The following is a 20,346-nucleotide window of genomic DNA, read 5'->3' on the forward strand; positions in this document are numbered from 1 at the left end:
CTTCCCCCTGGGTGGGGTCCGATCCAATGAGCAAATAGCAAGACGACCTTCGGCCTGTGAGGAGGTCGAGGCAATTCGCCGCCCCAAGGCATCTCCTCGGTGGTGATGAGCAACTACGCCTTCCATCTGCCCGAACTGGATGTGTTTCTCCCTTGACGCTGCACCTGCGCACCGTTACATCGGTCTCAACGCACGTTGACTAAGATGTAAGGGGCATTGATGGCCGTCAAGAAGTTCGTCGCCTACTATCGGGTGTCCACTCGCAAGCAAGGCGCTTCCGGTCTTGGACTGGACGCGCAGCGGGCCGCAGTCGCTGGCTACCTCAACGGCGGTTCATGGAAGATCGTTGCCGAGTTCACCGAGATCGAGAGCGGTCGGCGCAGTGATCGCCCGGCGCTCGAAGATGCCCTTGCTGCAGCTCGCGTCCATCAGGCTCCCCTCGTGGTGGCCAAGGTGGATCGGCTCACGCGCTCGGTGGCCTTCCTCTCGAAGCTGCTTGAGGCGGGCGTTGACGTTCGCTTCGCCGACCTGCCTTCCATTGAAGGACCGACTGGGCGCTTTATGCTGCAGCAAATGGCGTCCGTGGCTGAGCTAGAAGCGGGGCTCATCTCGTCTCGCACGAGAGCCGCTCTTGCGGCTGCAAAGGCCCGAGGCAAACAGCTAGGCGGGCATAGGGGGATCAAGCTGTCCAAGCACTCGCAGGCCGCAGGACGTGCTGCACAGAGCGATAGAGCGAAGCAACGAGCTGCCGACCTTGCGCCCTTGTTGTCGCAGCTCAGGTCCGAGGGCATCACGTCAGCAAGCGGAGTGGCACGAGCACTAACTGAACGCGGCATCCCTACGGCGCGTGGGGGCAGCAATTGGACCGCTCTGCAGGTGCTTCGCGTCACGGCACGAGCGCAGGCGTAAGCCAGCCGGCGGTTGCGTCATGATCATCTGTCCCTCCCAATCAGTGTTTTTCATAACGGACGGGGTCTTGCTGACGGACGGGAATGGTTCTACTTCTGTTCCTGCATAACTCTTGGTCAACAGTGTTGCTGTAGGGGTAGGCTAGACTTACGGGGAAGCAGGTCATGGGCACTGAGTATCGCCTTCGCATCGACAGTGACTTCACTCCCGCTACCTTTCCAATGGAACGGCTAGGCGAGTATCTGTCGGCCCTTGCCAGGCTGCTCGGGCAGACCCCCAACGTCCACTTCACGGACCTTCGCGCTGGCTCTTCCATCCTCGCGGTCAATGTCGATGATGCCGCCGTCAAGACGGTGGTTGAGCGGGTGCGAGCTGTGCACACGGGGTTCGGCCCATCGGACGCACTAAAGGCTTATGGTCAACTCGATGCCCTGCTCTGGCAGGATGGCGCAACGGCGACCCTCGTCAGCGAAGAGATGGGCATCGTGATCCCGTTTCGAGGAAGAGATCGACCCGAGCCAGTAGTGTTCGGCCCCTTCAGGCAGGACGGCACAGTAGACGGTCAAGTCATCCGCGTGGGCGGAACGGGCGACACTATCCCGGTTCATCTACGCGATGGCGATGCGATCCACTCGCACCTCTTTGCTTCAACTGACGTTGCTCGCCGGGTCGCTCAGCACCTGTTCGGGCCTACTGTTCGAGTTCACGGAACGGGAACTTGGTTTCGGACGGCTGAGGGCATCTGGGAGCTGCGGTCGTTTCGTATCACCGACTTCGAGCTGCTGGGCGACGAGCCCCTTACTGATGTCATTCGCAACATCCAAGCAGCCAGCGGCAGTAGCTGGAATGAGATACCCGACCCGGTTCGGCTGCTGATGGAGCAACGGCGCGACGAGGGCGACCTTCAATGATCGTAGCCTTCGACGCCTCTATCCTGATCTACATCATCGACGCGCAAGCATCTGCGCCGCTGGACGAGGCTACAGGGCAGCCGCTGTTGCAATGCAGGGAGCGCGTAGAGCACCTGATCAACGAGCTGCAGAAGGAGGGTGCGAAGATCATCATTCCCACCCCCGCGCTTGCAGAGGTGCTGGTGAAGGCCACGAACGCACCTAAGATGCTTTCTCACCTCACCACATCGAAGCACTTCAAAGTGGCCTCGTTCGACGAGAAGGCGGCTGTAGAGTTCTCGTTGATGCAGTCGTCGCGAACGACCAAGCCCACTTCTAGCCGGACGAAGGCGAAGTTCGATGACCAGATCGTGGCCATTGCTCGCGTTGAATGTGCCTCGGTCATCTACTCTGACGATGAGGACATTGCTAAACTGGCTGGGTCAAACGTCAGGGTTGTTGGAATGTCGGCGCTGCCGACGCCTCCAGCGCCCCCAACTAAGGCTCCAGACCTCTTCGATTTTGAGCCGCAGAGTGATGCGCCCCCGCCGCGCGCTTAGGATCGGGTCATTTCTTGCTCGCGTTGAACAGCATGCCCACCGCCGACGAATGCAGCTTCTCGCCCTCTTCTTTGAGGGCTTTGATCCGCTTTGGAACGTCTTTCATCTTGGGGACGTCCACCACTTGGTCGAGGGCTGCACCGATGAGGCTTACCACGGGAACGCCGCATGCTGATGCGACCTGCATAGCTCCCTTCACCACACAGCTTGCCAGTTCTACACCCCCAAAGCGCCACCTCTTTCCAGACAACGATGACAACTTCTTTCGGTGCTCGTCAAAGGCATCTTGGATGTTCTTCACGACCTGATCGCCGGTTCGGTAGAAGTTGTCAGGCCTAAGGTGCATCAGCTCCTCGACGCCAACGGTTAGCATCTGTCGCAGTTCAGGCAGAACGTCTTGCTTACGCATCTCCACGAGAGCCGCGACCGGCACATTTCCCAGCCACTCCATCTCGCCTTGAGCCGCGCTCTGCAGTGCCTTGGTCATGTGCAAGTGCAGGTGCCCCTGATCACTTGGCTCACTGCGTGCCCCGTAGGCCAGCCACCAAACGAAGTGACGCCAAGACGTGGGCGCATCAATGAGGGGGGCACCGCCGAGCCTCTGGCTTCGTCGCATAAGGTCGGTGGCCTGCGTCATCCTCCCTACCGCCGACAACATAACCGCGTCGCCTGCACTGCAGGAGTGATGTGGCTCGAGGTAGACTTCGCGGTAGCTCTGCATCTGTGCATCGAGCGGTCGGCTATCTTCAACGTCGAACAGGAGCCTGTCCTTGTTGACAAGCCGCGCCATTACGTCGCTGGGGGTTGAGAGCCCGGTCATGAAGGCGCTCGCCTCCTCCAGTGAGCTGAACTTCACCCCGAACATGGCCTCCAAGTGAGCAAGGGTACTCGGCTCAGAGGCTTGGCGAAGCCCCTCACGCTCGCCTTCGTCTACGAAGGTCTGATCCGGTACGATCACGACCAGGGGGGTACCTACGTCGGCAAGTGCAGCCTCCCGATACAGCAACAGAGACATTGCGGCCTTGACGAACCACTGAACGCTCTGTGTGCTGCCTTCCTCAAACAGCAGATTTTTCGTGCGAAGAAACGGATCGGGGAGGATGATCGTATCGGCGTACAACCCCGAACAAGACACGATATTCTTGCTGCCTTCAGGGAATGTCTCGCCGCCAAAGACTGCCTTTAGCCCGCGGATGTCCTGAACATGATAATGCGCATTGTCTGAGGCGCTCTTCCACAAGTCGTCGATCCACTCGAAGAACTGCGGGATGCTGGCGCCGATGTCCTTCACTGCGTCGGCGTTGGCGGCGATGGCTGCACCCACTTGCCAAGGTGTTGCGCCCTCCTTTTTCATTCGGTCGAAGAGCCAGCCGAAGTTCCTTTCGACCACATCGAAGTAGCCCTGCTGAAGGTCTCGGAGCGAGACTTCACCCTTTACGTCTTCGCGGTGCTGCCATCCCTGCACCGCTGCCGCGAGGGCACGAACGCTGCTGTCTACAGTCGAAAGATCGATCTCGCCGTCTGAACCGTACCTCACCGCCTTCAGGCTTTCGGCGATCTGCATGCCCTCGGCAATGTGGACCTTCCCTGCCTCAAACTGCTTTCTGAGGAGCTCGATACGTCTTCTTAGTCCCGCGTCTCTTGCGGCATTTTCGTCAGCCACGGCGTTACCCTCGCGTCACGGTTGAGGAACGAGATACTACCATCACCTATGGTCACTACGACGAGATCATGGGGGACACAATGGGGGACACTATGGGGGACACCTCGTTTACAAGGCTCCGCAAACCATTGATTGTACTTATAAAAAATGTCTTACGGAGGAGTGGCGGAGAGAGTGGGATTCGAACCCACGGTACGGTTTCCCGCACACACGCTTTCCAAGCGTGCGCCTTAAGCCACTCGGCCATCTCTCCGGAGCGCCCTCTCTTGAAGGGGAGCAGATGATTTTGCAAGAGATCGCGGGGAAATCGGGTGAATTTTCCGTAAGATATTGTATTTGAAAGATAATATCTGGCGTCAGCGGGCACTTCGGAACCGCCCAATGGCTGAACCGGAAGCGGGTTTGGCGCGACGATTCACTCAAGACCGCCAAACACGACCGGGGACGCCATGACCATCCAAAGGACCATCGCCGCGCTAGGCCTGATTTCGGCCCTTGGCTCCGCCTTCGCCGTGCCGGCCGCCGCGCAGGTCTGCACCCGGCAGGGCGTCGACGTGAGTTGCGACGACGGGCGGCGCGGCGTGCTTTCGGGCGATGCCATCATCTGGCCGGACGGGACGCGCTCGAGTGCCGCGCCGCATCCGAGCGTGATCATCGGCAACAAGAGCTCGGTGCATGTCGGACCCGGCGTGTTCGTCGGTCAGGGCAAGGGCATGGTGCCGCTGGACGATCCCAACGCACCGAACAAGCGGCAATGCGCGATTTTGGACGGGGTGTCGTATTGTTATTGAGCACCTCTCCCCGCGAGAACGGGGAGAGCAAGAGAGCTTAAATCAGCCGCACACCTGATATCGCCGACTTCAGCCAGCGCAGGGCCTGCGGCGGCTGGGTCTCGAGCGGCGTGACGACGGCCTTCTCGGTCCGGCACTTCTCCAGCTCGGCAACGAAGTCGGCGGACCATTGCTGGATGGTGTGGCCGCGCAGCGTCTTCATCATCGCGTCCCAGCGCATCTTGCGCTCGGTGAGCGACATCGCGGCCGCGACCGCGATCGCGCGGGCCATGCCGTCGATATCGTGCGGATTGACCAGCAGCGCCGTTTCGAGCTCGTTGGCGGCGCCGGCGAACTTCGACAGCACCAGCACGCCGGGATCGGCCGGGTTCTGCGCGGCGACATATTCCTTGGCGACGAGGTTCATGCCGTCATGCAGCGGCGTCACCACGCCGATCTGCGCGGTGCGGTAGAGACCCGCAAGCACGGCCTGGCTGAAACCCTTGTTCAGGTAGCGGATCGGCGTCCAGTCGACCTCGCCGTGGCGGCCGTTGACGTCGCTGACGAGACGCGCGACCTCGTTCTGGAGATTGCCATAGGCCTCGATCGCACCGCGCGAGGGGTTGGCGATCTGGAGCAGCGAGATGCTGCGCGCAAACTGCGGATGCTCGGTCCAGAGCCGGTCGAACGCGCTGATTCGATTGACGAGACCCTTGGAATAGTCGAGCCGGTCGACGCCGATCGCGAGCCGCTCGCCGTTGAGACTGCGGCGCAGCCGCGACACGTCGGGATGCGAGGCCGACTTCGCCGCGTAAGCCGCGAACTTTTCCGCATCGATGCCGATCGGAAAGACCTCGCAACGCGTACGGCCATGCTGCGAGATCGCAACGCCGTCTTCGACGGCGAGGCCGAGTTCGCTCGCGACATAGCCGAGGAAATTCTGGCAATCCTCGTTGGTCTGGAAGCCGAGCAGATCGTAGGCCAGCATCGCCGTGATCAGTTCGCGATGATTGGGCACGCCCTGCATCACCGCGACGACCGGCCACGGCGTGTGCAGGAAGAAGCCGATTGGATCATCGACGCCGAGATCGCGCAGCTCCGCGCCGAGTGCGAGGAAATGATAATCCTGCACCCAGAACGCCGTTTTCGCTTTCCGGAAGCGCATCAAGGCGCGCGCCATGAAGGCGTTGACCTCGCGATAGCTGACATAGTCGTCGCGCGAGACGCGAATCAGATCGCTGCGCGAATGCAGCGCCGGCCACAGCGCCGAATTGGCAAAACCTTCGTAATAGCCGCCGTAATGCGCCGCCGGCAGATCCAGCGTCGCTATCGCACCCGACCCAAGCGCTTCGATCTCGGCGAACGGTTCCTTCTGATGGCCGTCGCGCACACGGCCCGACGAACCCACCCAGATAGCACCCGAATGTTCCACCACGGGAAGCAATGCCGCAGCCAAGCCGCCCGTCATCGGCTCGTTGGGTTTACCGCGCGCAACTCGATTTGAAACGACGACTAAATTCACAGGTCGTCCCCTCCTTCATTCCAACCCGTTTAACTGCTGTTCATCAATATGGTTCCTGTCCATCATTTGTACGAAATGAAACCAAAATCAGGCACATGCGTTGGAACCAGTTTTTCTGCTGGGAACCCGGCGGTTTCGCTCAACAAAGTCAGTTTTCGTGACTGTGTTGCCCAGCATGAATTGCGCGCGCAAGCGAACGACGCGAGCGACAATGTGGCCCCGAGGTGTCGGTGCCTTATTCCAACCTTGTGTCGTCGAGCAGACGCGCGAGGAACGCGCGCACATCCTTCGGCTCATCGAAATGGCCGTTGACGCCGATGGCGCGGCGACCGACCGAGAAGGACAGCCCGTTCATGTCGGGCATGATCGCGAACACGGTCTCATCGGTAACGTCGTCGCCAATGAAGATCGGACGGCGCCCTTTGAAGGGCTCATGCTTCATCAATTCGCGCACGCCGGTGGCCTTGGTGAAGCCGGAATGCTTGATCTCGCAAACGAACTTGCCGGGCAGCACCTCGATCGGCGCATTGGGCAGATCGGCGCGGATCAGCGAGACGGCTTCGAAGATCGCCTTCTCCGCATGCGGCGCGAGACGATAATGCAGCGCCAGCGAATAGCCCTTGTCCTCGAGTAGAATGCCGGGGCTGAGCTTTGCAATCGCAGCCAGGCGACGCTTCAGCTCCTTGTCCATCGGCGGCGCATGCACGTCGTCGGCCTCATTGCCCACCGACAGGCGCATTTCCGCGCCGTGACCGGCGACCGCGCGAAACACGTCGGGTGCGAAGATCAGGTCGATGTCGTTGAGCGAACGGCCGCTGACCATCGCCAGCGCGCCGGACGTGCGCTCGGTCAACAGGTTCAGCGTTTCCGACAGGCCCGGCGGCACCCACACCTCGCGCGGCGTCGGCATCAGGTCGAGCAGCGTGCCGTCGATGTCGAGCAGGATCGCGGTCTCGCCGAGATGCGGCACGAGCGCATGCGGCACCGGCACCGCGTCGGGCGCTTCTTCGTCAACCATGGGGCGCTTCTGATCCAATTCCGCGAGCTCCGATTTCATAGTCTACTCCATAAAGGCAAGCGGCCGCGCGATTTGTTCGAGCGATTTGCGTTCCGCGGCGACGGCGTAGCGCCACGCCACGATCGCAGCCACGATCATCAGGAAGGCCCCCAGCAAATAGCCCGCGAACACGCTGGTGCGTGATCCCGTGTCGATCAGCGCGCCGAACAGCGCGGGCCCGATCACGCCGCCGATGCCGGTGCCGATTGCGTAGAACACCGCAATCGCCAGCGCGCGCACTTCCAGAGGGAACGTCTCGCTGACGGTCAGGTAAGCCGCGCTCGCGGCGGGCGAGGCAAAGAAGAAGATCACCATCCAGGCAATGGTCTGCCCCTGCGCGCTCAGCGCGCCGATCGAGAACAGATAGCCCGAGAGCGCCAGCAGCACGCCCGATACGCCGTAGGTAAACGTGATCATGACGCGGCGGCCGAGCGTGTCGAACAGGCGGCCGAGCAGCAGCGGCCCGAGGAAGTTGCCGGCGGCGAACGGCAGGAGATACCAGCCGACATGCTCGGCGCTGATGCCGTAGAAGTCGGTCAGCACCAGCGCGAAGGTGAAGAAGATCGCGTTGTAGAAGAACGCCTGCGCGCTCATCAGCACGAGGCCGACCAGGGAGCGCTGGCGATAGACGAAGAACAGCGTGTGCACGACCTCCCTGATCGGCGTGTGGTCGCGCATCTTCAGTCGGATTTTCGTGAAGCGGCCGTCGCTCGCGTGCTGGTCATGCCCGATCACCGAGCGCTCGATCTCGTCCACGATGGCGTGGGCCTGGTCGGGCCGGCCGTGGATCATCAGCCAGCGCGGGCTCTCCGGAATCCACATCCGCATCAACAGCACGACGAGGCCGAGGGCCGCGCCGATGAGATAGGCGAGGCGCCAGCCGAGATCGGGACCGATCAATGCGGGATCGAGCAGCACGATGGCTGCCACCGCGCCCATCGCCGCGCCGATCCAGAAGCTGCCGTTGATGACGAGATCGGTCCAGCCGCGGTAGCGCGCCGGCACCAGTTCCTGGATCGTCGAGTTGATCGCAGTGTATTCGCCGCCGATGCCGGCGCCGGTGAGAAAACGAAACAGCGCGTAGCTCGCGACATTCCACGACAAGGCGGTCGCGGCGGTCGCGGAGAGATAAAGCGCCAGCGTGATGAAGAACAGCTTCTTGCGGCCGATGCGATCGGTGAGCCAGCCGAAGCCGAGCGCGCCGAGCACCGCACCGGCAAGATACGCGGAATTGGCGATACCGAGATCGAGATTGGAGAATTGCAGCGACGGACTCTGCTTCAACGCGCCGGAGAGCGCGCCGGCCAGCGTCACCTCGAGCCCGTCGAGGATCCAGGTGATCCCGAGCGCCAGCACGACGCGGGTATGAAAGCCGCTCCACGGCAGCGCATCGAGCCGCGCGGGAATGCTGGTCTCGATGATGCGGTCAGCCGCGACCGCCCCAGAGACTGCAGGTCCATAATTCAGCGCTGGGCTTTGCTGCAATTCCATCGCGTTGCTGGGTCTAACCAATGGAAGCGGCCCCGGTTCACATGGTGTGGACGGGGGCGTTCCGATCATGGAGGTGCGGCATTCCGCCTGCCACCTGCGACAACGCCTGCGGCAAAGGCGGGTTCCCGCGGGAACAGCGCTTGGGATCGTTCGTTTCCGATGGAGCCGCTGGGAGTTGACGCATGGCTCGCGTCAGAAAGACGACACATTCGCGCAAAACCTGGAGCGCACGAAGGTGGAGCTTAAGCGGACGTGCGGGAGGGAATGAGACTCGCGCTCTTTACCCCGCTGTCGTCCCGGACAAGCGAAGCGCAGATCCGGGACCATAACCACAGGGAGTGGTTTGTCGAAGACTTGGAGCTACCACCGTCCGTCTATCCGCTGGGAGTATGGATCCCGGATCGGCGCGCGCCTAAGGGCGCGCTTGTCCGGGACGACAGCGGAGTATGAGGCGATAGCGAGGTCTTCAAGCGCCAAGCGCCTGACGCGCGGCGAGCCTTACGCGGCCCTGATATTGCCCATGAAACGATCGAGCTCGGCGCGCAGGCGCGTGCTTTCGGATGACAACGTCTTGGCCGAGTTCAACACCTCCTCCGAGGCCGAACCGGTTTCGGCGGCGCCGCGGTTGACCTGGCCGATGTCGGTGGCGGCAGTCTGGGTGCCCTGCGCGACGGTCTGGACGCTGCGCGCGATTTCCTGCGTTGCGGCGCCCTGCTGCTCGACGGCGCTCGCAATCGACGTCGAGATCGACGAGATCTGGCCGATGGTCGCGCCGATCTCCTTGATCGCGGCGACCGACTCGGCGGTCGCGCCCTGCATCCCCGTAATGTGGGAGGAGATTTCGTCGGTCGCCTTCGCGGTCTGGCTGGCCAGCGACTTCACTTCGCTGGCGACCACTGCGAAGCCGCGGCCGGCCTCACCCGCGCGCGCCGCCTCGATGGTGGCGTTGAGCGCAAGAAGATTGGTCTGCTCGGCAATCGCCGTGATCAGCTTGACGACTTCGCCGATCTGCTGCGCGGCATGGGAGAGTTTTCCGATGCGGCCGTCGGTTTCCTTCGCCTGCACCACGGCATTTTCTGCGATTCGGCTGGAATCGCGGACTTGGCGGCCAATCTCCTCGACCGAGGCAGAGAGCTCTTCCGTCGCGGTTGCGACCGACTGCATGTTGCTGGAGGCCTGCTCGGAGACACCGGCAACCTGGCTTGAGAGGCTCTGCGTGGTCTCGGCGGTGCGGGTCAGCGTGGAGGCCGCCGATTCGAGCTGCACGGCCGAGGCCGAGACGTTGGAGACGATGGCGCCGACGGCGCTCTCGAAATCGTCGGCAAAGCGAATCAGCTCGGAGCGGCGGCTTGCGGCCTGCTCCCGGTTCTGGGCTTCGCTGGCGGCGGCGTCGCGCTCGGCTTTCGCGACAGCCTGAACCTTGAATTCCTCGACTGCACCGGCCATCTCGCCGATCTCGTCCTTGCGGCCCAGGCCCGGCAGCACGACGTCGAAATTGCCGGACGCAAGCTCGCGCATCGCCTTGCACATCGCGATCATCGGACGCGAGATGCCGTTGCCGAGCATCAGGGCCAGCACGGCGCCAATGGCGAGGCCGCCGAGCGCCATCATCAGCATCAGCCGTTCGGTCTCGGTGATGGTGGCATTCGCGCTCGCTTCGATGCGCTGCTGATCCGAGGTCAGATCGGACCGCAACTCGGCCGAGAGCTTGAGAATGCCTGCCGCCGTCTTGGTCATCTCGCCGTTCAACTTGACGATGATCTTCACGTTCTCGGTCAGCTTCGAGAAAGAGGTGCGGTACTGCTTCAGCAGATTGCCGATTTCGGTGACGCGGTCGGTGATCTTCTGGTCGTTGGCATAGATCGAGACCAGCAGCGTCTCCAGGAATTTGATGCGGGCGATCACGCCGTCGGCGGTCTTCGGCTCCGGCTTGGCGACGAAGGCACTGACCGAGGTCGAGACCGCGAGATATTGCGAGGTGACGTCCTTGGCCGTGGTCTGAACCGAGTTCAGCCCTGCCAGCGCGGCCGTATCGGCGAGATCGTCGAACTTGAAGCGGATCTTGTTGCCGACGCTGTTGAGCTCGTCGGCGGCGATCTTGTTGTTCTCGCGCGTCAGCGTGATGATCTCACCGAACACCTTGGTGAAGCGCTGGAATTCGGTCTCGAGCTTGCCAACCTGCTCGCGGCGCGCCGCGCCGGTCGTGGCCGCCACCGACTTGGCGATCGCGCCCTTCAGATTCTCTTCGGCGGCCTTGGCCGCTGTCTCGTCATCGGTCGCGCCCGTCAGCGTATAGGCCCGCGCCAGTCCCTGATAGGCGATCAGCTCGCGGTCCACGGTCCGCGCGAGGTCCGCTTCCGACACGCTGGCCCGGTAGGAGGCCACGGCGGCCTGGATCCGCTCGAAGCCGAAATAGGCGAAAGCCATGCTGACGGCGAGGATGGCCAGCACCGCCACGAAGCCGAGGATGATTTTTGCACGAAAACGCAGGGTGAAGAGCTTCGATGTGTTCGGCGTCGACTTGACGGGCATTCCCCACCCCATTCCATTCGCGGAAAACCAGGCGCAGCCCGGAAGCAGCCCGCTTCCTGACTCGTGAGCACGGTAGAGTGCAAAGGATAAGCGGCGGTAAATTTATGGCGCCGGAACTTGCGGTTAGGTGACGCGGCCGAGCCTGTCGTCCCCGCGAACGCGGGGACGACAGCCGAGAGTGGAGCGACAACGAGGGCTTCAGGCGTCGCAAACCTACGCCGCCCGGATATTCCCCATGAACCGGTCGAGCTCGGCGCGCAGGCGGGTGCTTTCGCTGGACAGGGTTTTGGCCGAGTTCAGCACCTCTTCCGAGGCTGAACCGGTTTCGGCGGCGCCACGGTTGACCTGGCCGATGTCGGTGGCGGCGGTCTGGGTGCCCTGCGCGACGGTCTGGACGCTGCGGGCAATCTCCTGCGTCGCTGCGCCCTGCTCCTCCACTGCGCTCGCGATCGAGGTCGAGATCGACGAAATCTTGCCGATGGTGGCGCCGATCTCCTTGATCGCGGCGACCGACTCGGCCGTCGCACCCTGCATGCCCGCGATGTGCGAGGAAATCTCGTCGGTGGCCTTCGCGGTCTGGCTGGCCAGCGACTTCACTTCGCTGGCGACCACGGCAAAGCCGCGGCCGGCCTCGCCCGCGCGCGCCGCCTCGATGGTGGCGTTGAGCGCCAGAAGGTTGGTCTGCTCGGCGATCGCCGTGATCAGTTTGACCACCTCGCCGATCTGCTGCGCGGCGTGCGACAGCTTGCCGATCCGGCCGTCGGTTTCCTTGGCCTGGACCACCGCAGCTTCCGCGATGCGGCTGGAATCGCGGACCTGGCGGCCGATCTCCTCGACGGAGGCCGAAAGCTCTTCGGTCGCGGTTGCGACCGACTGCATGTTGCTGGAGGCCTGCTCGGACACGCCGGCAACCTGGCTCGACAGGGTCTGCGTGGTTTCGGCGGTTCGGGTCAGCGTGGAAGCCGCCGATTCGAGCTGCACGGCGGAAGCCGACACGTTCGACACGATGGCACCGACCGCGCTTTCAAAGTCATCGGCGAAGCGAATCAGCTCGGAACGGCGTGCGGTGGCCAGTTCCTTGTTCTGGGCGTCGCTGGCGGCGGCGTCGCGCTCGGCCTTGGCCACGGCCTGAACCTTGAATTCCTCGACCGCGCCGGCCATCTCGCCGATCTCGTCCTTGCGGCCGAGGCCCGGCAGCACGACGTCGAAATTGCCCGACGCGAGCTCGCGCATCGCCTTGCACATCGCGATCATCGGACGCGAGATGCCGGTGCCGAGCAGAAAGGCGAGGATCGCGCCGAGCAGCGTGCCGCCGACGGCCAGCATCAGCACCAGTTGCTCGGTCCGTCCGATGGTCGCTTCCGACTCCGAATCCAGCCGCTGCTGTTCGGCGACGAGGTCCGCCTTCATCGCGGTGGCGCCTTGCAGGATCGCACCGGCAGAACCGCTCATCTCGGTGACGAGCTCATCCACCATCTTGGCGTTGGCGATCAGCTTCTCCAGCGCTTCGCGATAGGCCACGAGGATGGTCTTGGCGTCCTTCAGGCCGGCGACGATCTTGTCGTCCATGGAATAGACCGCGCCGAGCGAATTCTCGACGAATTTCAGCCGCGCCAGCGCGCTGGTCGCGATCGCCTGGTCGGAGGTCAGCACGAAATTGGTGGCTGCGGCGCTCGCGGTCTGGAACTGGGCGTTGACCTGCTTGGTGCCGAACTCGATCGACTGCGCCTCGGAATCGGAGGCGTTGTTGCCGATATCGTCAAGCTTGTATTTCAGGAGATTGGCTTGGCGCGTCAGCTGGTTCTGCACCAGCAGCGCACTGTCGCGCTTGGCCTGGAGGACCTTTGCGAAGGTTGCGGAGAAGTTGGAGAATTCCTTGGCGAGCTTGTTGAGGCTCTCCTGCCGCGCCGGCTTCTGGGCACTCCTGACCGCCTGATCGATGGCGCTCTTCAGGCCGGTCTCGGCGTCCAGCGCTGCCTTGGCATCGTCCTCCTTGCCGGTGACGACGAAATAACGGACTGCCGAGCGGTAGGCGAGCAGCTCGCGGTCGATGTTGCGGGCGAGATCGGCCTCGGTGACGCTGCTGCGGTAGGACCCGACCCCGGCCGAGACCCGCTCGAAGCCGAAATAAGAGAAAGCCATGCTGCCGGCGGAGATCACCAGCACCGCGGCGAAGCCGAGGATGATCTTGGCGCGGAACCGGAGGGTCGGAAATATTGTACGCTTCGACGGCGACGCGATACGCCCGGACATTCCAACCCCCATTTTCTATTCAGCCGTGATCCGGAGGCGCCCCGCCCCCGGACCCGGATGCGCAAAACTAGGGCACAATGGATAAAGGGCGGTAAATTCGGCAGGCGCGTGCAATCCGGGGCTTTATCGGCCAAAGGCCGACCGGATGGGATGACGGCTGGCATCCCACATGGGCCGACCATTTTGCGGCGATTGACCCGCTTCGCCCGCCCAAGTCATTGCCCGCTCGTCGGGATCGATGACTTTTCCATGACCGGCGTGACCAAAATCCTAGTTGCAATGTCCGGGGGCGGCGGTCTCTAATTAGAGACAATCAAAATCAATCCGGGGAGGTATGTTCCGTGTCTACAGTCAAACTGACGGTGAACGGCAAGGCCGTTGCCGTCGACGTCGAGGACCGCACGCTGCTGGTCCAGCTCCTGCGGGATCACCTCAACCTCACCGGGACCCATGTCGGCTGCGATACCAGCCAGTGCGGCGCCTGCGTCGTACACGTGGACGGCAAGGCGGTGAAATCCTGCACCATGCTGGCCGGCCAGGCCGACGGCGCCAGCGTCACCACCATCGAAGGCATCGCCAAGGGCGATGAGCTGCACCCGATGCAGGCCGCCTTCCGCGACAATCACGGCCTGCAATGCGGCTATTGCACGCCGGGCATGATCATGTCGGCGATCGACATCGTGCACCGCCATGGTGGTGAGCTCGACGAGCCCACGGTCCGCCACGAGCTCGAAGGCAATATCTGCCGCTGCACCGGCTACCACAACATCGTCAAGGCCGTGCTGGATGCAGCCGGGCGCATGAAGGTCTCGCAGGCGGCCGAGTAAAGCGGCGCGCCTCGAATAAAGAACCACCGCTGCTGCTTTCGAGGGAAAGCGCAGTCAAGACAATTCCGGTCGGGAGGACCAGACATGGGTGTTGAAGGCATCGGCGCGCGAGTCGTGCGCAAGGAAGACAAGCGTTTCATTACCGGCAAGGGCCGTTACGTCGACGACATCAAATTGCAGGGCATGACCCATGCCCATTTCATCAGAAGCCCGCATGCGCACGCCAAGGTGAAGAAGATCGATTCGTCCGCCGCGCTGAAGATGCCGGGTGTGGTCGCAGTGCTCACCGGACAGGAGATCGTCGACGACAAGGTCGGCAATCTCATCTGCGGCTGGGCCATCACCTCCAAGGACGGCAGCCCGATGAAGATGGGCGCATGGCCCGCGATGGCGCCGGAAACGGTGCGCTTCGTCGGCCAGGCCGTCGCAGTCGTGATCGCCGACAGCAAGAACCTCGCGCGCGACGCGGCCGAAGCTGTGGTCGTGGAGTACGAGGAACTGCCGGCAGTCGCCGACGTCCACGCCGCGATCAAGGCCGGCGCGCCTCAGCTTCACCCCGAAGCGCCCGGCAACCAGGTCTATGACTGGGTGATCGGCGATGAGGGCGCGACAGATGCCGCCTTCGCCAAGGCGGCCAATGTCGTGAAGCTCGACGTCACCAACAACCGCCTCGCCCCGAACGCGATGGAGCCGCGCGCGGCGATCGCAGACTATGACGCGGCGGAAGAGCACTTCACTCTCTATACGACGTCGCAGAACCCGCACGTCGCCCGCCTCGTGCTCTCGGCGTTCTACAACATCGCCCCCGAGCACAAGCTGCGCGTGATCGCCCCCGACGTCGGCGGCGGCTTCGGCTCAAAAATCTTCATCTATCCCGAGGAGATGGTGGCGCTGYGGGCCTCGAAGAAGGTCGGCCGCCCGGTAAAATGGACCGGCGACCGCACCGAGGCCTTCCTCACCGATGCGCATGGCCGTGACCACGTCACCCATGCCGAAATGGCGTTCGACGCCAACAACAAGATCACCGGCTTGAAGGTGAAGACCTACGCCAATTTCGGCGCCTACATGTCGCTGTTCTCCTCGTCGGTCCCGACCTATCTCTACGCGACGCTGCTGTCGGGCCAGTACAACATCCCGGCGATCCATGCCGAGGTGGTCGGGGTCTACACCAACACCACGCCGGTCGACGCCTATCGCGGCGCGGGCCGCCCCGAGGCGAGCTACCTGATCGAGCGGCTGATGGAGACGGCCGCGCGGCAGTTGAAGGTCGATCCGGCCCAGCTGCGCCGGAGCAACTTCATCACCCAGTTCCCGCACCAGACGCCCGTGATCATGGCCTATGACACCGGCGACTTTAACGCCTCGCTCGACGCCGCGATGAAGGCGATCGACTATGCCGGCTTCGCAGCCCGCAAGGCCAAGGCGAAGGCGGACGGCAAGCTGCGCGGCATCGGCGTGTCCTGCTACATCGAGGCCTGCGGCATCGCGCCCTCGAAGGCGGTCGGCAGCCTCGGCGCCGGCGTCGGCTTATGGGAATCCGCCGAAGTGCGGGTCAACCCGGTCGGCACCATCGAGATCCTGACGGGCTCGCACAGCCACGGCCAGGGTCACGAGACCACGTTCTGCCAGCTCGTCGCGGAGCGCCTGGGCGTTCCCATCAGCCAGGTCTCGATCGTCCATGGCGACACCGACAAGGTGCAGTTCGGCATGGGCACCTACGGCTCGCGCTCCGCGGCCGTCGGTCTCACCGCGATCCTGAAGGCCATGGAGAAGATGGAGTCCAAGGCCAAGAAGATCGCAGCGCATGCGCTCGAAGCGTCCGAGGGCGACATCGTCATCGAGAACGGCGAGTTCAAGGTGGCCGGTACCGACAAGGCGATCGCCTTCCCGATGGTCGCGCTCGCGGCCTACACCGCGCACAATCTGCCTGACGGGATGGAGCCGGGCCTGAAGGAAAGCGCCTTCTACGATCCGACCAACTTCACCTTCCCGGCCGGCGCCTATATCTGCGAGCTTGAGGTCGATCCCGGCACCGGCAAGACCTCTTTCGTCAACTTCGTCGCGGCCGACGATTTCGGCCGGCTGATCAACCCGATGATCGTCGAGGGACAGGTCCATGGCGGCCTTGCCCAGGGCATCGGGCAGGCGCTGCTCGAGCACGCCATCTACGATGCCAACGGTCAGCCCGTAACGGCCTCGTTCATGGACTACTCCATGCCGCGCGCCGACGACCTGCCCTCGTTCAACCTCTCCCACACCACGACGCTGTGCCCGGGCAATCCCCTGGGCATCAAGGGCTGCGGTGAGGCCGGCGCGATCGGCGCCTCTGCGGCCGTGATCAACGCGATCACGGATGCGATCGGCAAGAACAACCTGGAAATGCCCGCAACCCCGGATCGGGTGTGGCGCACGATCCACGCGGCCTGAGAGGAGCAACAAGATGTACCAGACCACTTATCATCGCCCCTCCTCGGTCGACGAGGCCGTCGCCCTGTTCGGCAAGAGCAGCGAGGCGAAATTCCTCGCCGGCGGCCAGACGTTGCTGCCGGTCATGAAGCAGCGGCTCGCCAGCCCGTCCGACGTGATCGACCTCGGCAAGATCAAGGAGCTGCAGGGCGTCGAACTCTCGGGCGACGTGCTGACCATCAAGGCCGGCACGACCTATTTCGACATCATGCAGAATGCCGATGTGAAGAAGGCGATCCCCGCGATCGCCTATCTCACCTCGGTGCTCGGCGATCCCGCCGTGCGTTATCGCGGCACGATCGGCGGCTCGATCGCCAACAACGATCCCGCCGCGGATTATCCGGCCGCGCTGCTGGCGCTCGGTGCCACCGTCAAGACCAACAAGCGGTCGATCTCGGCCGAGGACTTCTTCCAGGGCCTGTTCACGACGGCGCTGGAAGACGGCGAGATCATCACTGCGGTGTCGTTCCCGGTGCCGGCGAAGGCAGGCTACGAAAAGATGCGGCATCCGGCCTCACGCTTCGCGCTGACCGCCGTGTTCGTCGCGCAGACGAAGTCGGGCGAGATCCGTGTTGCCGCCACCGGCGCCTCGCAGAGCGGCGTGATGCGGGTGCCCGCGATCGAAGCCGCGCTGAAGGCGAACTGGTCGCCGTCGGCGCTCGACAATGTCAGCATTCCGGCGAGCGGATTGCTGGCCGATATCCACGGCACGGCGGAATACCGCGCCAACCTCGTCAAGGTGATGGCGCAGCGCGCGGTGGCTGCCGCGGGCTGACCGAGTCGATAAAGCGCGACAGCGCGTCGCGCCTTAGCGCCTGAACACAAATTTTCCGCGGCGCGCAGCAATGCGCGCCGCTTTTATTATGCGCCATGCATGAAAAGCGCTTGCCTCGCGGACATGAAGGCGAGAAAAGTTAATCAGCCAATTAACTCGCCCCCAAAGAGGAACGTCTAAGGCGATTGCCGGACCACCGGCATTCGCCGGCGACCCGAGGAAACAACAACGTGCTCGATAAACCAGCGCCCACCTCCTCCGTCCGCACCTCCGGCCCGCTCTCGGGTTTCCGTGTCGTCGAATTCGCCGGCATCGGACCCGGCCCATTCGCCTGCATGATGCTGGCCGACATGGGCGCCGATGTCGTCACGCTCGATCGCGTCGGTGCGAAGAAGAGCATGAAGTCGGTCGCAGGCCGCGGCCGCAAGGTGATCGAGCTCGACCTCAAGGACAAGGCGGCGATCGCAGAGGTGCTCGACCTGCTTGCCAGCGCCGATGCGCTGGTCGAGGGCTTTCGTCCCGGCGTGATGGAGCGGCTTGGGCTCGGCCCCGACGTCGTGCTCGCGCGCAATCCAAAACTCGTCTACGGCCGCATGACCGGCTGGGGCCAGGAAGGCCCGCTGGCCAACGCCGCCGGCCATGACATCAATTACATCTCGATCACCGGCGCGCTGGCCGCGATCGGCACCAAGGAAGCCCCGGTGCCGCCGCTCAATTTGGTCGGCGATTTCGGCGGTGGCGCGCTCTATCTCGTCGTCGGCGTTCTCGCCGCCCTCCTCGAAGCGCAAAGGTCCGGCAAGGGCCAGGTCGTGGACGCCGCAATGTGCGACGGCGCGGCATCGCTGATGTCGTTCTTCTTCGACATGAAGACGATCGGCCGCTGGAGCGAGGGGCGCAACCAGAACTTCCTCGACGGCGGTGCACATTTCTACGGCGTCTATGAATGTGCCTGCGGTCACTTCGTCTCGATCGGCTCGATCGAACCGCAGTTCTACGCGCTGCTGCGCGAGCACGCGGGCCTGACCGATGCCGACTTCGACGCGCAGATGAACCCCAAGGCCTGGCCCGCGCTGAAAGAAAAGCTGAAGGCCGTGTTCAAGAGCAAGACGCGCCAGGACTGGTGCAAGATCATGGAAGGCACCGACATCTGCTTCGCGCCGGTGCTCACCATGTCGGAAGCGACCGAGCATCCGCACATGGTCGCCCGCAACGTCTTCCTCGAACGCCACGGCGTGAAGCAGCCCGCGCCGGCGCCGCGGTTCTCACGCACGCCGTCGGCGGTGCGGGAGCCGGAGGGCGCGGAGATTGGCGCGGTGATGGCTGCGTGGAAGAGGTAGATCTAGCCTCGGCAAAGATCGCGTAGGGTGGGCAAAGGCGCGAAGCGCCGTGCCCACCACCGCTCCGCAATTCTGATAGAAGTGGTGGGCACGCTTGCGCTTTGCCCACCCTACGGCAGTGTGCCCGAACGTAGCGACCTACGCCGCGTTATCCACCTTCAACACCCCGCGCCGGATCTGGTCCTCCTCGATCGACTCGAACAGGGCCTTGAAGTTGCCCTCGCCAAAACCATCGTCACCCTTGCGCTGGATGAACTCGAAGAAGATCGGGCCGATCGCATTGGCGGAGAAGATCTGCAGCAGCACCTTGGTCTGGCCGCCATCGACCACGCCTTCGCCGTCGATCAGGATGCCGTTGGTCTTGAGCCGCGCGACGTCCTCGCCGTGCTTCGGCAGGCGCGCGTCGATCTTCTCGAAATAGGTCTCGGGCGGTGACGGCATGAAGGGCAGGCCGGCTTCGCGCAGGCCTTCGATGGTCTGATGGATATCGCGGCAGCCGCAGGCGATGTGCTGGATGCCCTCGCCGCGATAGATATTCAAATATTCCTCGATCTGGCCGGAATCGCCGGCGTCCTCGTTGATCGGAATCCGGATCTTGCCGTCGGGGCTGGTCAGCGCGCGCGAGAACAGGCCGGAGGCGCGACCCTCGATGTCGAAGAAGCGGATCTGGCGGAAGTTGAACAGCTTTTGGTAGAAGCCCGTCCACACATCCATGCGGCCGCGATGGACGTTGTGGGTGAGGTGATCGAGATAGAACAGGCCGGCACCGACCGGCCGCGGATCGCGTGCGCCCAGCCACTCGAACTCGGCATCATAGGCCGAGCCCTTGGCGCCGTAGCGGTCGACGAAATAGAGCAGGCTGCCGCCGATACCCTTGATCGCGGGCACATCGAGCGTCTTCTGCGCCGACGACACATCGGCAGGTTCGGCGCCTAACGCGATCGCGCGGTCATAGGCCGCCTTCGCATCGACCACGCGAAACGCCATCGACGGCGCGCAGGGGCCGTGCGCGGCGACGAAGTCGAAGCCGTGGGTGCCGGGCTCCTCGTTGACGAGATAGTTGATGTCGCCCTGCCGATAGACGGTGATCTTCTTGCTTTTGTGGCGCGCGACGGGCGCATAGCCCATCAGCTTGAACAGCGCGTGCAGCTCTTCCGGATTGGGATGCGCATATTCGACGAACTCGAACCCGTCGGTGCCCATCGGATTGTCGGCGGTGACGGTGGCCGGCGGTGCATCGTGCGGAAACGGACCCATGGTGCTCTCCAATTGCTGCTGCCATGAACTATCCTTC

General features: G+C 63.3%; 15 protein-coding genes and 1 tRNA gene. 8 read left to right on the forward strand and 8 right to left on the reverse strand.

The genetic code is table 11. The features are described from left to right. The first annotated feature begins 219 nt into the window (after positions 1 to 219). From AC1DW2_RS35720 to AC1DW2_RS35730, 3 genes are all read left to right on the forward strand, one after another. Positions 220 to 909 (forward strand): recombinase family protein, encoded by a 690-nt coding sequence (locus AC1DW2_RS35720; RefSeq protein WP_477008322.1) that lies wholly within the window; start codon positions 220 to 222, stop codon positions 907 to 909. Positions 910 to 1,073: 164 nt separating this feature from the next. After that, positions 1,074 to 1,820, forward strand: a complete 747-nt coding sequence (locus AC1DW2_RS35725) for a hypothetical protein (RefSeq protein WP_477008323.1) — start codon at positions 1,074 to 1,076, stop codon at positions 1,818 to 1,820. Continuing rightward, entirely contained in the window at positions 1,817 to 2,359 is a 543-nt protein-coding gene (locus tag AC1DW2_RS35730; RefSeq protein ID WP_477008324.1) for a hypothetical protein, read from the forward strand. The genes AC1DW2_RS35725 and AC1DW2_RS35730 overlap by 4 nt, the downstream gene beginning before the upstream one ends. 7 nt (positions 2,360 to 2,366) lie before the next feature. Here AC1DW2_RS35730 and AC1DW2_RS35735 read toward each other — a convergent pair whose 3' ends face one another. Together AC1DW2_RS35735 and AC1DW2_RS35740 are read right to left on the reverse strand one after the other, a co-directional pair. After that, positions 2,367 to 4,022, reverse strand: a complete 1,656-nt coding sequence (locus tag AC1DW2_RS35735; RefSeq protein WP_477008325.1) for a hypothetical protein — start codon at positions 4,020 to 4,022, stop codon at positions 2,367 to 2,369. A 163-nt stretch (positions 4,023 to 4,185) separates the two neighbouring features. Beyond that, positions 4,186 to 4,275: transfer RNA gene (locus AC1DW2_RS35740), tRNA-Ser, on the reverse strand. 196 nt (positions 4,276 to 4,471) lie between these two features. Between AC1DW2_RS35740 and AC1DW2_RS35745 the strand changes: the two genes are divergently transcribed. Then, positions 4,472 to 4,813 carry a hypothetical protein gene (locus AC1DW2_RS35745; protein WP_477008326.1) on the forward strand — a complete coding sequence of 114 codons (342 nt, stop codon included), beginning with the start codon at positions 4,472 to 4,474 and terminating at the stop codon, positions 4,811 to 4,813. Between the two features lie 37 nt (positions 4,814 to 4,850). Here AC1DW2_RS35745 and AC1DW2_RS35750 read toward each other — a convergent pair whose 3' ends face one another. The 5 genes from AC1DW2_RS35750 to AC1DW2_RS35770 all read right to left on the reverse strand — a co-directional run bounded on the left by AC1DW2_RS35750 (position 4,851) and on the right by AC1DW2_RS35770 (position 13,647). Further along, positions 4,851 to 6,314, reverse strand: coding sequence for a trehalose-6-phosphate synthase (locus AC1DW2_RS35750; RefSeq protein ID WP_477008327.1), 1,464 nt, complete (start codon positions 6,312 to 6,314; stop codon positions 4,851 to 4,853). Positions 6,315 to 6,549: 235 nt separating this feature from the next. Continuing rightward, positions 6,550 to 7,371, reverse strand: coding sequence for a trehalose-phosphatase (gene otsB / locus AC1DW2_RS35755; protein WP_063980508.1), 822 nt, complete (start codon positions 7,369 to 7,371; stop codon positions 6,550 to 6,552). 3 nt (positions 7,372 to 7,374) lie between these two features. Next, positions 7,375 to 8,862, reverse strand: coding sequence for an MFS transporter (locus AC1DW2_RS35760; RefSeq protein WP_477008338.1), 1,488 nt, complete (start codon positions 8,860 to 8,862; stop codon positions 7,375 to 7,377). Between the two features lie 498 nt (positions 8,863 to 9,360). Further along, a complete protein-coding gene (locus AC1DW2_RS35765) occupies positions 9,361 to 11,394 on the reverse strand; it encodes a methyl-accepting chemotaxis protein (protein ID WP_477008328.1) in 2,034 nt (677 codons plus the stop codon). A gap of 213 nt (positions 11,395 to 11,607) precedes the next feature. Then, positions 11,608 to 13,647: a methyl-accepting chemotaxis protein gene (locus tag AC1DW2_RS35770; protein WP_477008329.1), complete on the reverse strand. Its 2,040-nt coding sequence runs from the start codon at positions 13,645 to 13,647 to the stop codon at positions 11,608 to 11,610. A 341-nt stretch (positions 13,648 to 13,988) separates the two neighbouring features. On the opposite strand from AC1DW2_RS35770, the gene AC1DW2_RS35775 reads away from it, so the two are divergent. The 4 genes from AC1DW2_RS35775 to AC1DW2_RS35790 all read left to right on the forward strand — a co-directional run bounded on the left by AC1DW2_RS35775 (position 13,989) and on the right by AC1DW2_RS35790 (position 19,052). Next, positions 13,989 to 14,474, forward strand: a complete 486-nt coding sequence (locus AC1DW2_RS35775; RefSeq protein ID WP_085403642.1) for a (2Fe-2S)-binding protein — start codon at positions 13,989 to 13,991, stop codon at positions 14,472 to 14,474. 84 nt (positions 14,475 to 14,558) lie between these two features. Beyond that, positions 14,559 to 16,901: a xanthine dehydrogenase family protein molybdopterin-binding subunit gene (locus AC1DW2_RS35780; RefSeq protein WP_477008330.1), complete on the forward strand. Its 2,343-nt coding sequence runs from the start codon at positions 14,559 to 14,561 to the stop codon at positions 16,899 to 16,901. Between the two features lie 13 nt (positions 16,902 to 16,914). Further along, positions 16,915 to 17,715, forward strand: coding sequence for an FAD binding domain-containing protein (locus tag AC1DW2_RS35785; RefSeq protein ID WP_028149283.1), 801 nt, complete (start codon positions 16,915 to 16,917; stop codon positions 17,713 to 17,715). 230 nt (positions 17,716 to 17,945) lie between these two features. Next, positions 17,946 to 19,052: a CaiB/BaiF CoA transferase family protein gene (locus tag AC1DW2_RS35790; protein WP_477008331.1), complete on the forward strand. Its 1,107-nt coding sequence runs from the start codon at positions 17,946 to 17,948 to the stop codon at positions 19,050 to 19,052. Between the two features lie 138 nt (positions 19,053 to 19,190). On the opposite strand, the gene hppD is transcribed toward AC1DW2_RS35790, so the two are convergent. Beyond that, positions 19,191 to 20,309, reverse strand: a complete 1,119-nt coding sequence (hppD, locus tag AC1DW2_RS35795) for a 4-hydroxyphenylpyruvate dioxygenase (RefSeq protein WP_477008332.1) — start codon at positions 20,307 to 20,309, stop codon at positions 19,191 to 19,193. Between the last annotated feature and the right edge of the window lie 37 nt (positions 20,310 to 20,346).

The sequence above is a fragment of the Bradyrhizobium sp. P3_C3 genome, from assembly GCF_056402655.1.

Bases quoted from the DNA above. Each gene is read 5' to 3' on its own strand.
- AC1DW2_RS35760 (WP_477008338.1), bottom strand. From the start codon at position 8,862: ATGGAATTGCAGCAAAGCCCAGCGCTGAATTATGGACCTGCAGTCTCT.
- AC1DW2_RS35785 (WP_028149283.1), top strand. From the start codon at position 16,915: ATGTACCAGACCACTTATCATCGCCCCTCCTCGGTCGACGAGGCCGTC.
- otsB (WP_063980508.1), bottom strand. From the start codon at position 7,371: ATGAAATCGGAGCTCGCGGAATTGGATCAGAAGCGCCCCATGGTTGAC.
- AC1DW2_RS35720 (WP_477008322.1), top strand. From the start codon at position 220: ATGGCCGTCAAGAAGTTCGTCGCCTACTATCGGGTGTCCACTCGCAAG.
- hppD (WP_477008332.1), bottom strand. From the start codon at position 20,309: ATGGGTCCGTTTCCGCACGATGCACCGCCGGCCACCGTCACCGCCGAC.
- AC1DW2_RS35725 (WP_477008323.1), top strand. From the start codon at position 1,074: ATGGGCACTGAGTATCGCCTTCGCATCGACAGTGACTTCACTCCCGCT.
- AC1DW2_RS35765 (WP_477008328.1), bottom strand. From the start codon at position 11,394: ATGCCCGTCAAGTCGACGCCGAACACATCGAAGCTCTTCACCCTGCGT.
- AC1DW2_RS35745 (WP_477008326.1), top strand. From the start codon at position 4,472: ATGACCATCCAAAGGACCATCGCCGCGCTAGGCCTGATTTCGGCCCTT.
- AC1DW2_RS35770 (WP_477008329.1), bottom strand. From the start codon at position 13,647: ATGTCCGGGCGTATCGCGTCGCCGTCGAAGCGTACAATATTTCCGACC.
- AC1DW2_RS35730 (WP_477008324.1), top strand. From the start codon at position 1,817: ATGATCGTAGCCTTCGACGCCTCTATCCTGATCTACATCATCGACGCG.